General features: G+C 58.9%; 13 protein-coding genes and 3 pseudogenes. 7 read left to right on the forward strand and 9 right to left on the reverse strand.

The genetic code is table 11. From position 1 onward, the window contains the following. Positions 1-20: 20 nt before the first annotated feature. Entirely contained in the window at positions 21-1,088 is a 1,068-nt protein-coding gene (locus DID96_RS31180; RefSeq protein ID WP_124603072.1) for an ABC transporter substrate-binding protein, read from the reverse strand. An 11-nt stretch (positions 1,089-1,099) separates the two neighbouring features. Here DID96_RS31180 and DID96_RS31185 point away from each other — a divergent pair, with 11 nt between their 5' ends. From DID96_RS31185 to DID96_RS31200, 4 genes are all read left to right on the forward strand, one after another. Further along, positions 1,100-1,312 carry a hypothetical protein gene (locus DID96_RS31185; protein WP_124603073.1) on the forward strand — a complete coding sequence of 71 codons (213 nt, stop codon included), beginning with the start codon at positions 1,100-1,102 and terminating at the stop codon, positions 1,310-1,312. Positions 1,313-1,584: 272 nt separating this feature from the next. After that, the gene (locus DID96_RS31190; protein ID WP_124603074.1) at positions 1,585-2,364 is read left to right on the forward strand and encodes an amino acid ABC transporter substrate-binding protein; all 780 of its coding nucleotides are present in this window, start codon (positions 1,585-1,587) and stop codon (positions 2,362-2,364) included. A gap of 14 nt (positions 2,365-2,378) precedes the next feature. Next, positions 2,379-3,059: an amino acid ABC transporter permease gene (locus DID96_RS31195; RefSeq protein ID WP_124603075.1), complete on the forward strand. Its 681-nt coding sequence runs from the start codon at positions 2,379-2,381 to the stop codon at positions 3,057-3,059. Further along, on the forward strand, positions 3,056-3,823 hold the full coding sequence (locus tag DID96_RS31200) for an amino acid ABC transporter ATP-binding protein (RefSeq protein ID WP_124603076.1): 768 nt from the start codon (positions 3,056-3,058) through the stop codon (positions 3,821-3,823). The genes DID96_RS31195 and DID96_RS31200 overlap by 4 nt, the downstream gene beginning before the upstream one ends. A 213-nt stretch (positions 3,824-4,036) precedes the next feature. On the opposite strand, the gene DID96_RS31205 is transcribed toward DID96_RS31200, so the two are convergent. Both DID96_RS31205 and DID96_RS31210 read right to left on the reverse strand, forming a co-directional pair. Then, positions 4,037-4,639 carry a nitroreductase family protein gene (locus DID96_RS31205; RefSeq protein WP_124603077.1) on the reverse strand — a complete coding sequence of 201 codons (603 nt, stop codon included), beginning with the start codon at positions 4,637-4,639 and terminating at the stop codon, positions 4,037-4,039. A gap of 107 nt (positions 4,640-4,746) precedes the next feature. Beyond that, positions 4,747-5,124, reverse strand: a pseudogene (locus tag DID96_RS31210) (Tn3 family transposase); the annotation flags it as partial. Positions 5,125-5,286: 162 nt separating this feature from the next. Here DID96_RS31210 and DID96_RS39150 point away from each other — a divergent pair. The 3 genes and pseudogenes from DID96_RS39150 to DID96_RS31225 form a co-directional block, all read left to right on the forward strand. After that, a pseudogene (locus DID96_RS39150) lies at positions 5,287-5,433 on the forward strand (integrase); the annotation flags it as partial. Between the two features lie 297 nt (positions 5,434-5,730). Further along, positions 5,731-6,113, forward strand: a pseudogene (locus DID96_RS31220) (HIT family protein). Then, a complete protein-coding gene (locus DID96_RS31225; protein WP_124603078.1) occupies positions 6,113-6,619 on the forward strand; it encodes a hypothetical protein in 507 nt (168 codons plus the stop codon). Before DID96_RS31220 ends, DID96_RS31225 begins: the two are co-directional and overlap by 1 nt. A gap of 177 nt (positions 6,620-6,796) precedes the next feature. Here DID96_RS31225 and DID96_RS31230 read toward each other — a convergent pair whose 3' ends face one another. The 6 genes from DID96_RS31230 to DID96_RS31255 all read right to left on the reverse strand — a co-directional run bounded on the left by DID96_RS31230 (position 6,797) and on the right by DID96_RS31255 (position 13,638). Then, complete coding sequence (locus DID96_RS31230) at positions 6,797-7,381, reverse strand: hypothetical protein (protein ID WP_124603079.1); 585 nt, start codon at positions 7,379-7,381, stop codon at positions 6,797-6,799. A gap of 524 nt (positions 7,382-7,905) precedes the next feature. After that, complete coding sequence (locus tag DID96_RS31235; protein WP_124603080.1) at positions 7,906-9,429, reverse strand: glycosyltransferase; 1,524 nt, start codon at positions 9,427-9,429, stop codon at positions 7,906-7,908. Beyond that, entirely contained in the window at positions 9,429-10,031 is a 603-nt protein-coding gene (locus DID96_RS31240; protein ID WP_124603081.1) for a cytochrome b, read from the reverse strand. Before DID96_RS31240 ends, DID96_RS31235 begins: the two co-directional genes overlap by 1 nt. Before the next feature lie 1,132 nt (positions 10,032-11,163). Further along, a complete protein-coding gene (locus tag DID96_RS31245; protein WP_124603082.1) occupies positions 11,164-12,339 on the reverse strand; it encodes a response regulator in 1,176 nt (391 codons plus the stop codon). Next, positions 12,336-12,791 (reverse strand): response regulator transcription factor, encoded by a 456-nt coding sequence (locus DID96_RS31250; protein WP_124603083.1) that lies wholly within the window; start codon positions 12,789-12,791, stop codon positions 12,336-12,338. Before DID96_RS31250 ends, DID96_RS31245 begins: the two co-directional genes overlap by 4 nt. Next, complete coding sequence (locus DID96_RS31255) at positions 12,781-13,638, reverse strand: hypothetical protein (protein ID WP_124603084.1); 858 nt, start codon at positions 13,636-13,638, stop codon at positions 12,781-12,783. The genes DID96_RS31250 and DID96_RS31255 overlap by 11 nt, the downstream gene beginning before the upstream one ends. Between the last annotated feature and the right edge of the window lie 303 nt (positions 13,639-13,941).

Genomic DNA, 13,941 nt, shown 5'->3' on the forward strand with positions numbered 1-13,941 from the left:
CCTGTGCGAAGCGTATTGCATCACGACGACGGCTTGCCCGCTGCGTCGTACGGTGTCCAGTAGTGCTCGAGGTGCAGCGTGCGCAACGCAGTGTCGAGATACTTCGGCTCGATCCAGCCGTCCACGTCCACCGGCTGGCGAATCAGCTTGAGCCTCAGCGCGTCCTGCGCGACGGTCTTGTAGCGCGCGACGAAGAACGGATCGAGCAACGGCGAATTGCGGCTCTTCAGGCTCTGGCCCGCGAATTCGGCCTGCCATGACGAATAGGGCACACCGCTTTTCGCCCACAGCTTGAAGAGCGCATCGCGATTAGTCTCGTCGGACGACCAGCGTGCGCCCTGCACGAAGGCGGTAACGACGCGCTGGACGATATCGGGGTGGGCGCGCTCGAAATCGTCGAGCACGAGCAGATGGCTCTGCCGAGTCAGCTGCGGGCCGTCGTTCTGCGATTCGTAGATGATCTTCGCGAGGCCCGCGTCACGCAGCTTGTACAGGTGATAGTCGTTGACCGACGCGTCGATGCCTTTCGACGCGAGCGCGGCCAGCGAGCTTGCGGTGTCGAGGTTGATGACGTGCAGGTCTCGCTCGTCGAGCTGATTCTGTGCGAGGGCGTTGTCCACGACCAGCTGGAGATTCGTGCCGCGAAATATCGATACGCGGCGGCCCTTCAGATCCTTGATCGAACGGATGTCCGAATCCGGCGGAACCGCAATCTTGATGCCGCTGCGCACGCCTGTCGCGAGCAGCAGGTGCGTCTTCAACTGGTTGGCGCGCGCGAGCACCGCGGGCAGGTCGCCCTGAAACGCGAAATCGAGCGATTTGTCGGCAATTGCTTCATTGACGGCGGGCCCCGCGCCCTTGAAGAACACCCATTCCACCTTGATGCCATCCGCTGCGAATTCCTTTTCGAGCAGTTGCTGCAACTGGACCGTCGCGGCCGAGGAGCCGCCGAATGTCGGCGGATCCCCGGTGCCCTGCTGGGCGACACCAATACGGATGGCGGATGGCTTGTCGGCGTGCGCGGCCGCGGCTGTGAGCGATAGCGCGCAAGCGATCAGGAACGTTCGTAACAGGCGGGAAGCGAGCATGGATCGATTCGATGGCAGATGTTGTCGATGAAGCACAGGCAGGGGCGTTCAGCCCATTCTCGGCGCCAGCGCAGGTCTCCACAAGCGACGAATCGGACTATGCTTATCGCGACTCGCCGGATTTCGACAGCGTTGCCCTGCAGTCCTGTATAACGCTGTGCTTTCAGTCCGGTTACCTCGTGGGAACCGCCTGGATACTGCCTATGGAAGGGCCGTGGAAGTAAGCTCCCTGGAGTGCCTGACCATGCGACGCTGGGGCGTGCGGCAATGACGCGTTGCGGGCCGGCGCACGCGTTCGGCTTCTCTGACGCGCCGCACTACGCAAGGGCACCGCGGGCCGCCGTTGATCGTACCGCTTTAATTCCCTCTGCTCATATCGTTAGCGTAACCGAATAGTTGGCGGAAGAAGGGGGCTCAGTAGAATGCGTGGACCCCCGATGGCTTGTCCGCAAACCTGTCGATTTCGGGGCCTTTCGATCAACTCTGGGCTTGAATCATGAAATCCATTCGTTCCATCCTGCTCGTCGCACTGTTTCAGGCCGTTGCGGCAACGAGTGCATTCGCTGGCGACGATCTCGCACGGATCAAGTCCTCGGGCGCGTTCCGCGTAGGCACCGAAGGCACCTATGCGCCGTTCACCTATCACGACGAATCCGGCAAGCTGACCGGCTTCGACGTCGACATCGCGACGGCGGTCGCGCAGCACCTCGGCGTCAAGCCGCAATTCGTGGAAGGCAAGTGGGATGGGCTGATTGCGGGTCTCGACGTGAAGCGGTACGACGCGGTCATCAACGAGGTGTCGATCACCGAGGCGCGCAAGGTCAAGTACGACTTCTCTACGCCGTACATCGCGACGCACGCGGTGCTGATCGTGCGATCGGACAACACGACGATCAAGTCGTTCGACGACCTGAAGGGAAAAAAGTCGGGCAACACGCTGACGAGCAACTTCGGCAAGCTGGCGGCCGCGCACGGCGCCGAGGTGGTGCCGGTGCAGGGCTTCAACGAGTCGATCGACCTGCTCACGTCGGGCCGCGTGGACGCGACGATCAACGATTCGTTGTCTTACCTCGACTTCAAGAAGCACAAGCCCGACGCGAAGCTGAAGGTCGCCGCCACCGACACGTCGGGCGACGACGACCAGTCGGGCGTGCTGATCCGCAAGGGCAACCCCGAGCTGAAGGCGGCGATCGACAAGGCGCTTGCCGACATCAAGGCCGACGGTACCTACGCGAAGATCTCGCTGAAGTACTTCGGCAAGGACGTTTCACAATAACGCGAGGTTAGGCAATGCCGGCGTGGCTGCAACTGATGGCGCAATCGCTTTGGCCGCTGCTCTATGCGGGGCTCGTGTTCACGGTGCCGCTCACGCTGGCGTCTTTCGCGATCGGGGTGACGATCGCGTTCTTCGCCGCGCTGCTGCGCCTGTTCGGGCCACCCGCCGCGGCAAGCGCGGTGCGCGGCTATATCTGGCTCTTTCGCGGCTCGCCGCTGCTGGTTCAGCTGTTCGTCATCTTCTACGGGCTGCCCAATGTAGGCGTCGTGCTCGATCCGTTTACGGCGGCGATCATCGGCTTCTCGTTGAACGTCGGCGCCTACAACGGGGAGATTATTCGCGGCGTGATCGAGGCGATACCGAAGGGGCAGTGGGAGGCCGCGTACTCGATGAACATGACGCGCGCGCAGGCACTGCGCCGCGTGATCCTCCCGCAGGCCGCACGCGTGGCCCTGCCGGCGCTGTCGAACGCGTTCATCGCGCTCGTCAAGGACACATCGCTCGCCGCCGTGCTTACCGTGCCGGAGATCTTCCAGGCGGCGCAGCGCATCGCCGCCGTGACGTATGAACCGTTGATTCTCTATACCGAGGCCGGGTTGATCTATCTGGTGTTCAGTTCGGTTCTGTCGTCCGCGCAGGTGCGGCTCGAGGCGCGCTTCGGCCGCCATGCGCGATTCGAGGCGGCGCGCGCATGATCCGGCTCGAACATATCGACAAGCACTTCCACGGGCAGCGCGTGCTCGCGAACGTCGACCTCTCGCTTGCGCGCGGCAGCGTGACCGCGCTGATCGGACCGTCCGGCAGCGGCAAAAGCACGCTGTTGCGCTGCATCAACCTGCTCGAGATACCGGACGCTGGCGCGCTGACGGTCGGCGATACGCGGGTAGAGTTCTCGCACGAACGCAGGCTCGCGAATCGTGACGTCTTCGCGCTGCGCCGGCATACGGGCATGGTGTTCCAGAACTTTCAGCTGTTTCCCCATCTGACCGTGCTCCAAAATGTGATGGAGGGGCTCCTGACCGTGCAGAATTGGGATGCCGCCCGCGCACGGGCGCGCGCAGGGGAGCTGCTCGAGAAGGTCGGTATCGCGCATAAGGCCGATGCATGGCCGTCCACGCTGTCGGGTGGCCAGCAGCAGCGCGTCGCGATCGCACGCGCACTCGCGCCGTCACCGCAGGTTCTCCTGTGCGACGAGCCGACGTCGGCGCTCGATCCCGGACTCGCCGCCGAGGTCGTCGAGACGCTGCGCAGGCTCGGGCACGAGGGCATGACGATGCTGATGGCGACGCATGACCTGCGCCTTGCCGCGTCGATTGCGCGTCATGTCGTGTTTTTGCACGGCGGTCGCGTGGTCGAGGCGGGTTCCGCGCAGGACGTCTTCGTGCGGCCGCGCGAGCGGGAGACCGCCCAATTCGTGTCGACGCTGACACAAAGCCTGTCGGCAGTCTGGGCCGACTAGCCGTGGCGGGACATGCCGTTCGACAGACGAATGCGCGCGGCATCTCGTGGAATTCGTCTTCGTGCGGCGCAACCCCAATACAGCTGGTCTCAGAGAGGACACGCCCGTCGCGACAGTTCGCGACTGGTGTGTGAATCAGGCTCCGTATAGAGTCATCAGCGCGCCGGGTCGGATCGAGAGGCGCACCTCTCATTGAGCACGCGCTCCGTTGATTCAATCCGTGAACGCGAAAACACCCTCCGCAGCAATGTCGCCGAGTGGTCGGCGTCCGCTCGGCGCTTCTCGCCCCCTCAGACCTTCGGGCAGTTGCGCGGGATCTCCTGGCCTTCCAATCGCCACGGCGGCCTCGATCGCATAGTCGTGCGGCAACGCCAGCTCCTGGCGAATGTGCTCGAGCTCGATGCCCGCCAGCCCGTGTGCCTTCCACCCGGAAAGACTCGCCTGCAGTGCGAACTGTGCCCATGCGGCGCCCGCGTCGAATGCATGCGTCGTGGAGGCAACCGGGGCGGCGCCGCCGGGCGGCAAGAAAGTCTTCTTCGAGAGCACGATGACGATGGCGGCCGCATGTTGCGCCCAGCTCCGGTTGAACTCGTTCAGGAAGCCGAGGAAGCGCGGCCAGTGCTCCGTATCGCGGCGCGCATAGACGAAGCGCCATGGCTGCACGTTATACGAGGAGGGCGCCCAGCGTGCGGCCTCCAGAAACGTGAGCAGCGTCTCCTCGGAAAGCGGATCTCGCGTGAAGGCGCGGGGTGACCAGCGGTCGAGAAACTGGCGGTCGATGGCGTATTCGGCAGTGCGTTGATTGGAGGTTGTCATGTCAGGCTCCCGTTGGTCGAGCGGCGTGGCAGGCGCCCGATGGCGCCGCCGGAAACTGGAGTATAAAAGTGGCCTGCCGGTCCGCTAACCAATTTGTCTTGTCATGCTTATGACTTTGCGATGGCGGAATTCCGCGGTTGAGGCAGTGTCCGAGCCCTTCCACTCGTGCCACATTTTCCGGTCAGTGAGCGGGCACCGTCTTCGCGTCGATCTCTCGGATCTGCTCGCGCAAAATCCGCGACGGGGAAATCAAACGTGCCGCGCAGATTGATACCTTCCAGATTCGTCGGCGCGATACGCCGCAGATACTCGGGGCGCACTGGCCGCTGTCCGAGCACCTCGATCCGCTCGACCGCCCGCTGCATATGCACGGTGTTCCACGCCAGGACAGCATTGGTCAGCAGGCTCAGCGCTGACGACACGGCCATGAGCGTGTGGCGATGACGCGTGAGTTCGGCCGGGATCTTCCCCTGATGGGGGGAACGTACTTTTGGTGCGATTTCTGGCGGTTATAGGGAGCCGAGCCACTCGCGGCAAGGCTTTGCCGCCCTTGGCATTTCGCGCGGCCCACCTAATCGCAGGTCCTTGATCTTCTGGCTCTTTTCAGAGCAAACCGCCATTTTCCGCACGAAAAGGACGATCACCCCACAAAGGCATCACTGATTTACCGGCGAACGAAGAATCTGCGAGCGGTACAACTGCTGCTCGGACACACCAAACTAGAAAGTACAGTTCGCTACCTCGGCATTGAAGTCGACGATGCCCTCGAGATCGCGGAGCAGACCGAAGTTTGATGGCGTGACGGCCGGCGGGCGGTCACTTGCCGGCCACTTTGAGTCGTTCGGCATCGTGGGCCAGATTGTTGACAATCCAGCGCTATCACATGATCATGCCCCAGCACGCCAAACCGAACGCGGACAGCCATTCTTCTGTTTAGGTCCATCCTCACTCGCTTTTGTTTCCGTTTTCGCCAACGTAGCACTGGTTTCTGGGGCTCGTCGCCCCGCTCAGTTAGCACACGCGGCGCGATCGGCCACCTCTCGAAGGACGCTGCGCTAGTTGCCATATCAATGGCTGTTGAAAGGTGAGTCGTGAATACATCCTGCCCATTTAGCTCCCTTCCATCTGATCGTATTCTTGGTGAAAACGACAAAGCGTTATGGTTTAAAGATGGGTTTCCCGTCTCGCCAGGTCATAGCTTGGTCATCCCCAAACGACATGTGGCATCTTTTTTTGAAACTACAGCTGAAGAACGTGTAGCACTATTGGCGTTGCTGGACTTGGCCAAAAAACAGTTCAGGAAAGCAATACCCCTGATGGTTTTAACATCGGGATCAATGTGGGCGCTGCCGCTGGGCAGACGGTCCCACACCTGCACATCCACCTGATCCCGCGCTACCTTGGGGACCAGGAAGACCCTAGAGGCGGGGTGCGAAAGATATTTCCTGAGAAAGCTGATTACTGGAGCAAATAATGAATTTTGATTTTCGCGGCCCATATAAAATTCAGTGGTGCAGAGATGATAATAAGGACCGTAAAATAGACCGGGGCGAACTTCTGGGGCTTAAGAGGGAACTTCAATCTCAAAACCTTGGGCGATGCCGTGGCTGTTATATGTTTACCTTGGAATACGGTGACAAATATATCCCCTACTATATCGGTCAAGCAGTTCAGAACGACCTGATCGCGGAATCATTCGCTAAAAAGTACAAATTGGAAATTTATGACGATGTTGTAAAGGAGGGGAGAGTTTGGCCGCATATTTTTTATTTACCGAAATTAACTCCAATGGGAAAATATGCCGGCACAGCAATAAAAGGAAGCGACAGATCGATTGATTTTCTTGAAGATTTCCTTATTGCCTCCGCCCTCCAAAAAAATTCTTGTTTGAGAAATGTAAAAAAGACTGGATTTTGGAGAGACATGCATGTTGCAGGACGCTCCGTGCAGAATCTGGAGGGCCTCGGCTTATTCGGTTGAGGCCAAGAAAGCCTTTTCTAGTTGAGCGCTTGAAGAAGCGTGTGGTTTCGGGGTGCGTCCCCTATCGAGATTCCTGATGGACTGCGTCGGGTCGAACTGAGCCGGACGCGTCAGGCCGGGTTCGGCCAGGAATGGTCATCCCGGCTAGCCCCCAATTTAAGTTGACGTCGTGACGGCTTACCACGTCGATATTGCATTGAAAACATTCCCTTCGCCCGTCGTAACAGTAAAGTACGCGCTGACTGCCCTCGGCGAAGGCCATCCAGTATCGAAAAATCCGTGGCGATCCTGCGCCCCAGCCCAATCGACCTGACCGGTACAGCCACCATGTATACGGAACCAAGAATCAAACGCAGGGGATGTTAACTCCGGGACTGACAGCGTAAATTTCTTAAAGTTTTTCGCCTCTATCACCGCAGGAAACTGCTGGCCTACTGGCCCATCTTTCAGGCTGAGAGGAAGTAAGCCGGAAGCTGTACCGCTTGGCGACTGGCTCCTCGAGAAGATATCTTTAATAGTTACCGGTTGTGTGGACGCGTTGAAAACAGTAACTTGCCACGACAAGTACACCGCGGCAGGACCGTTGAAACACAGAACTTTATCCACCCTCTTCAACGGAATATCATTCGGGGCAACCTCGATATTCAAAGCCTCCTGATTGAATTTGTTGGCAACATTCCCCTCATATGCCTGCCATGCTGTCCCCGCTAATGCGGCAATACTGATAGCAACCGCAACTCTGGGATCTGTAATTTTCACCATGTTCTATATTCACCATTTTTCGACCGGAACGGCCCCGGTCAGGTAATTAGCCCGCATTCTTGTATCGCGCCCGCGCACGACCAACGGCAGGATGCTGCACGAGCAGCAAGCGGTACATATTGCCTCAATTTTGGGATATCGAACCCTAATTTTCAAGGGACGTAAGGCACTTACGTGGCAAATCTTGAGGGGCGGCTGAGATGCATGGTGAGCTCGCCAAGCGCGCTTTCTAGCGGCGCTACGAACGAAAAGCTCTCCGGAGTAGTAGCGACGTTGTTGAAGTTCAACATCCAGACGGTTTTCCGGGGCGAGTGAAAAGTATCCGCCGAGTAGATGCAGATTGAGTGCATCGCCTCATTTAGCCCATGAATGGCTGCTTTACGGCTACTTGACGGACCCTCTCGGGTCGACATGAGCCCGTCGGACGACATACGCGCAGGGCGCTCAAATGTGCGGCGCAACAGAAAACGCGCGCATCAACCGGAAAATACGAATACCCAAGATAGACCGACCTGACGCGCTCCTTAGCACCGTTCGCCGGCCGACGCGATGAGGCCGGAGCGGTGCTTCTTGCCCCACGACTTGCCGCCGCGCAGGAAGTGCAGCCAGCCGAGCACCGCGCCGACGTGGCGCAGCAGCTGGAACGTGAACGGCTCCACGATGGCCGCCGCGACGGCCATCCAAAGGCTCGATCCGGTGCGCAGGCCGGTCCAGCGCCGGTAAAGGTGGATGCTCCACACGTAGAACGCCAGATCGAGCACCGTCTTCAGAAAAATGACGCTGAAGATCGACACGACGATCGCGTCGTGGCGGCCGAGCAGAAACGCGACCAGCAGCCCGAAGGCGGTCAGTCCGTAGACTGGCTGCATCGTATCGAACGCCTTCACGGGCAACATCAGCGTGCCGAGCGTTCCGTACCGCCGGTTGCCCGTCATGTCGCTATTCCAGGATTGGGTCTCAAGGAAACCCGCGAACCAGCGGCGGCGTTGCCGCAGAAAACTGGCGAGCGTGTCGGGCGCGTCGGTGCGCGCGTGCGCGTCGCCGACCACGCGCACGTCCCAGTCGAGCCGTCGGTCTGCCGAATAGCGGCGCAGCCGGTGGATCAGCTCGTAGTCTTCTACGAGGCATTGCGGATCGAAGCCGCCGACCGCGACGAGAGCGTCCCGCCGGAACGATGCGAACGCACCCGACACGAGCAGCAGGCTGTCCGCTCGCATCCACGCAAAGCGCGAAATGAAGTTGCGCATGTATTCATACGTCTGGAACCACTGGAACATGCGGCCGCCCACGGACTTGCTGCATACCGGCACCAGAATGCCCGTGGCCGCCACGAGCGTCGGTCTTCCGGCGAAGGCCGCGCGCATTGCGCGGGTGGCGTCGGGCGCGAGCAGCGTGTCGGCGTCGACGGTCATCACGGTCTCGGTCGTCATCGCCGCTATCGCCGCGTTCAGCGCGCGCGCCTTGCCGCCGTGCGGCACGCGCAGCCAGTAGAGGTTCGGGTGACGAGCGCTCGGCGCGCTCAACTCACCGAGCGCAGGCGCCGTCAGGCCGAATCGGCGGGTGAGCAGCTCGGCGGTGCCGTCGGTGGAGCCGTCGTCGGCGATCACGATCTGCGCCGGACCGTCGACCTGTTCGAGCAGCGCGGCGAGCGTCACCGGCAGCACGGCCGCCTCGTCATGCGCCGCGACGATGACACCCATCTCCGGCAACCGTCGCTCACGCTGCGCCGCGCGCGTCGATACGATTCGCCGTGCGAGCGGCAGCGTTTTTGCCGTAACGAAAAACAGCAGCAGCGTGTCGTAGACGACATAGATGATGCCGCTCGACCATGCGAGGACGCCGTGGAGAAAGAACGCTCGCGCGAACAGCAGCAGCCACAGCACCGTGACGCCGCCGTGAATCAGCCTGCTGGTCCACCTCGCCGGGCGCGGCACGATACGCGGAGACACGCGCGCCAACGCTTCATCCAGCAACTTCTTCCGCGCGGCTGCCGAACCGGTCGATTGTGCCGCCGGGCGCACGGCGTCAATGGCGATCTCGGCGTCCATCACGGCACCATCCGTTTGAAGACCGACTGACGATCGAGCCATTGATGCTTGAGCGCGCCGCCGATGTGCATCGCGAGCAACGCATAGAGCGCATAACCGAGCCACGTATGCAGCGTGCCGAGGCCCGTGTGCAGCGGTTCCTTGACGGACGGATCGAGGTTCATCACGAAGCCGATGCGCGGCCACGGGAACAGGTTGAAAAGCCGCATCGGATGCGTGAGCGCATCCTTCCATGCGGAGTCGTGCGCCCATCCCGAGAGCGGCAGCGCGATCATCAACAGGTACAGCAGGAAGTGCGCGACGTGTGCGGCCACGCGCTCCCACGACGGGAACTCGCGCGGCAACGGCGGCGGCCGGTGTGAAACGCGCCACAGGATGCGCATGAGCGCAAGGCCGAGCACGGTGATGCCGATCGACTTGTGCGTGTCGATTACCGGACGCACCCAGCCATCGGGCAGTGAGTCCGCGCTCAAGCCAAGGGCCGCGTTACCGATCATCAAAACGGCGATGGTCCAGTGAAGGACCATCGCCGTGCGTGTGTACTGCGACGGCGCCTGCGCGCCGTCGAGCGTGATCGGTGGCGATTCGATGCGTGTCGTCATAAGTTGATTGATGGGGCAGAAGCTTGGGGTCGAAAGCGTTTTGGAAAGCGCGTCTGAAACTACGACCCATCGATCTCCGAGAACGTTCCGCTGCGCCGTTTTGTCCCCTTGCTTCGTGTATAAAGGAAGCGACCCTGGACTAACAGAGCCCGCCGTCCGTGCCCGAAACACCACCCTCAAGCACAGAGCCCACTGCAAAGCGTGCGCACATCGGTCTGACGCCGTGGCAGGCCATGGGCCATTGCCGGCGGCATCGGCCTTTTGCTTGTGAGCCTGTTGGTGGAGTTGAGCCCTTTTCGGGAAAAACTGGATGAACGGGTGCTGGTTACGGAAATTCGAACGGCACCTCCGCCCCAGGCACACCGCGTGTACTGCTTCAATAGCCGCGTCGCATTATCGGCAACGCGGACTGCACCGCCAGACCAGGACGACTCGTTTCCGCGCCAGTTCAGCTGACTGACCTGCTCGCCGACGGCAGTGCTTGCTCCATTCTGCCGAGGATATTGACGCCCTGAATCGACATCCGATGCGCGCGCCACCTGTATCGATGGATGCGGGCCTCGCGAACGCGACGCTCGCGGGCGCGATTGGATGATAACAGGACGCCCACGCTCCCACGGCTACATGCGCTACCTGATGCAGCACGTGGCAGTTGAGGTTGACCCGCTCGCGCCCCCCGTCAGTTGATCTCTTCGCCCTCAAATCGCTACCGATTGGGGGCTTTTCTATGCGCCCCGGACTCATGCCGGTTGCCGCGGCTCGTTCGATTCTCGGCCCCGTCATTTCATTCCACGCGCTCCCCGCATCTCCTCAGGCTATGCCACCAGCACGCTATCGAGCACCGACCCGTGCCGACTACAGGAGAGAACCCCAATTTGACGCTTGCTCAACCGACAGCGAGAAACGTCAGTTCCTGGAGGACTACATCGCCGAGGGATTCGCAGGCGAGAGCGCGAACCACCAATCAGTCTCCTCAAGCGACCACCCGCCCACCGCGTGACAAGGCGCCGGCCAAGATAATTGGCGCGCCCCACTATGCAGCGCTATACGGCGACAACGCCGATTGCAACGCATAACTACTGCAAGCAACTATCCTTCGATCTCCTGCGGCAATGGCGACACGAAGCAGGAGCTATCGCCAGAAGCGGAACAGCAGAGTAGTGACTCCACCGATGTAGGCAAGCTCCTTGACCATCGAGCATGCCCCTACGAGCTTTTCAAGAATTTCATCGAGGAGCACATTCGACGTCCGCTCGTCAACTTCAGTAACGGGGTTCTCGAGATCCAGAAGTGGAACCCAATACCGCTTCATAAAATTGTCGCCCCGGAAATAGAGATCATGGCCACCCGTAAAGAAGCGGTTCAAAAACTTTTCGTTGTTGAAGCCATGAAAGCCAGTTTTTCCTGCTTTTCCAAGAAGCGGCGCGAATGCATCGGACAGCCATAAAATAAAATCCCGCGTCCCGCAGTCGTTGATGATTCGCACATCGCCAAATGATTTTATGAACGACCAGTCAAAGCGCGCCCTTAACACACTTCCAGACAGAACCAGCATCCGGACCGGAAGCATTCTCCCATCGCTCTCCATTTTTCGCAATGCACGAGCCACCACATAAGTTCCGAAACTGTGGCTAAAAATGACGAAATCTCGCTCTGGCTCGCGCTCAACAAGATTGCTTAAGTGCAGCTGGAAGCGACGCACCTCGCGATCGCGTAAGAAGGGAATCAGGAATGAAAAAACCGAAAAGTAGCCATAACGATACGTCTGGAAGTCGATATCTCCAGTCTGCGCGGACGTGAGCCGCTTGAACCTCCGCTGCCACTCTCCGAAGGTCCGTATGCCATGGACGGTCAGGACACTCATGGAGCGATCGGCTATCGCCCTCGTGAGCTGGGAACCGATAGCATATTGCAAAGCCTGTTCGATCGCGGGCTTCCAAGCGTTTGTGCCAGGAGCAGCCTCAAGCACGCAGGTACAGAAAGCTCCGAAGCTTTCCCGAAACTCGCCGAGGTCCGAAGAGTGAGACGTGATCCCGATAATTTTTCCCGGTTTTTTGAATCCAGGCCTTCTATGAAGCTGTTCAAGAAGGTCGTGGCTGTTCGTCCGAGATGGATTTTCGCTCTCCCTTTTCGGCAGTACGACGTCCAGCAGGAGCGCATCGAAATATTGCGCTCGTAGCATTTGCTTGGCTTCGTCAGAATTCGTTGCTCGATAAATCTCGTCCGCTTGCGCACAACCTTTTTCGACCAAGAAATCGGTGATAGACGCTCCACGTTTTTTATCATCATCAACGATTAGAATTTTCATTTTACTGGTTTGATAAGTCTATCGAACTCAAACTTCCACGCGCTTTTGGAACTATCAAAGTAGACTAGTCCGCGAAAATTCGCTCCGCACTCCTGGGCCAGAAGTTCTCCTAGTTCCTTCAGCGAGAGCGAGTTACCGCGATCGCTGAAGGATTCATATTGGGTAAGGAAAACGATAGGCGTTGGCACTTTGCGTCGCACTATCTTTCTGGCTATTTCTCGTCCACCATTCGATCGAAATCGACCGCCGCCCTCTCGTCCTGCCCGATCGTATGTCGGTAGACTGATGTCCATGATGACGAGATCGAATTCGTCGCTTTCAACCAATTGACAGCCAGAAGCATATGAGCGAGCTTGCGACACCGTGGATGCAGGAAACGCCTCAGACAGGTGTGCCAAAATCCGATCGCGTTTATGTTCGTTATCCTCAATCAGTAGAATTTTACGATTCATAGATGATGTCCGCGCAGAAGTCGGACTCCCTTTTGTCAATCGATAGCGACAGCTTCGGGCTTGCCATCTTGAGATGGTTGTACGCCTTTCCTATACCTGACCCGCCTTCGACTCGCATAAGACTGATGGACTCGGGGGCGGCCATCCGTGTTCGGATATCAGCAAGCACCTCCGGGGTAAGGCCGGCAGCACGCTCCGAGGTGATCGGATTTGACACGCAAATCTTCAGGTACCGGCCGTACGCGGCCCCCTCGATACGCACTCTCGTTTCCGGACCATATCCACTGCGCTTGAAGCAGTTGTCGAACAGATTCATGACCGCTATGACGAAAGGCTTTAGCCCGGTCCCCGCGATCTTCTGACGGATGAAGTCCTTCGGCAGGTTCACCTCCATATCGTGAGTGAAATTTTTTACTGTTTTGAAGCATCTTACAGCGATGTCCACCAGCGTCATAAGCGAGTGGTCTCTTGTATAAGGGTTGACATTCCGCTTGAACCACTCAACTACTGTTGCTATGTCCTCTTTTATGCCGCTGCGGACCTGTACGATAGCGGTCATGAGGTCAAGAGCTGCGGCGCTTCCCTTTGCCTGATTGATACGTCGAATCAGTTCTTCGAATAAGTCATCCACCTGTGTTCGGAAAACGGCGTTCAGCTTTTCACGCATCACATGTAGGCAGGATTCGGTCCGCTGCCAAAGCATCTCGGTGATGAAGTCGATCAATTTTGCAGCATCGTCGGTCTGATCGGCGAAGGCCTGGATGTACTCAAATTGTCCCACATCCAGCGAGAACTCGAATATCGGGCTGTCAGGCTTGTCGGTGGGAAGTTGAGTGGTGATCTGCATCCAGTTTTCAGCCTGGTCAATCAGCTTGTTGAACTCATTCGAGAACCAGCGAAAATGTGAATCAATATCGTTCAGCGTTCGCTTGGTAAGGAATACGTTTTTTTCTCGCCAAAAGCGATTGGAATCGTACTCTCCTTTTTCGTTAAGCTCTGTCAGCAGATGCGCCTCCTCAAGCCCATTCCATTACACACAAGTCGGCGTGAGCGGCTTGTAAACTTTCGCGGCTTGCCGTTTACTCTTGCTTTTTGCATGACGCGCGAATGGCACGAGCAACGGAGAGTTGGGCGGCAATGGAATTCAAGG

This window comes from Burkholderia sp. Bp8963 (assembly GCF_003854275.1).
Lineage (GTDB): Bacteria > Pseudomonadota > Gammaproteobacteria > Burkholderiales > Burkholderiaceae > Burkholderia.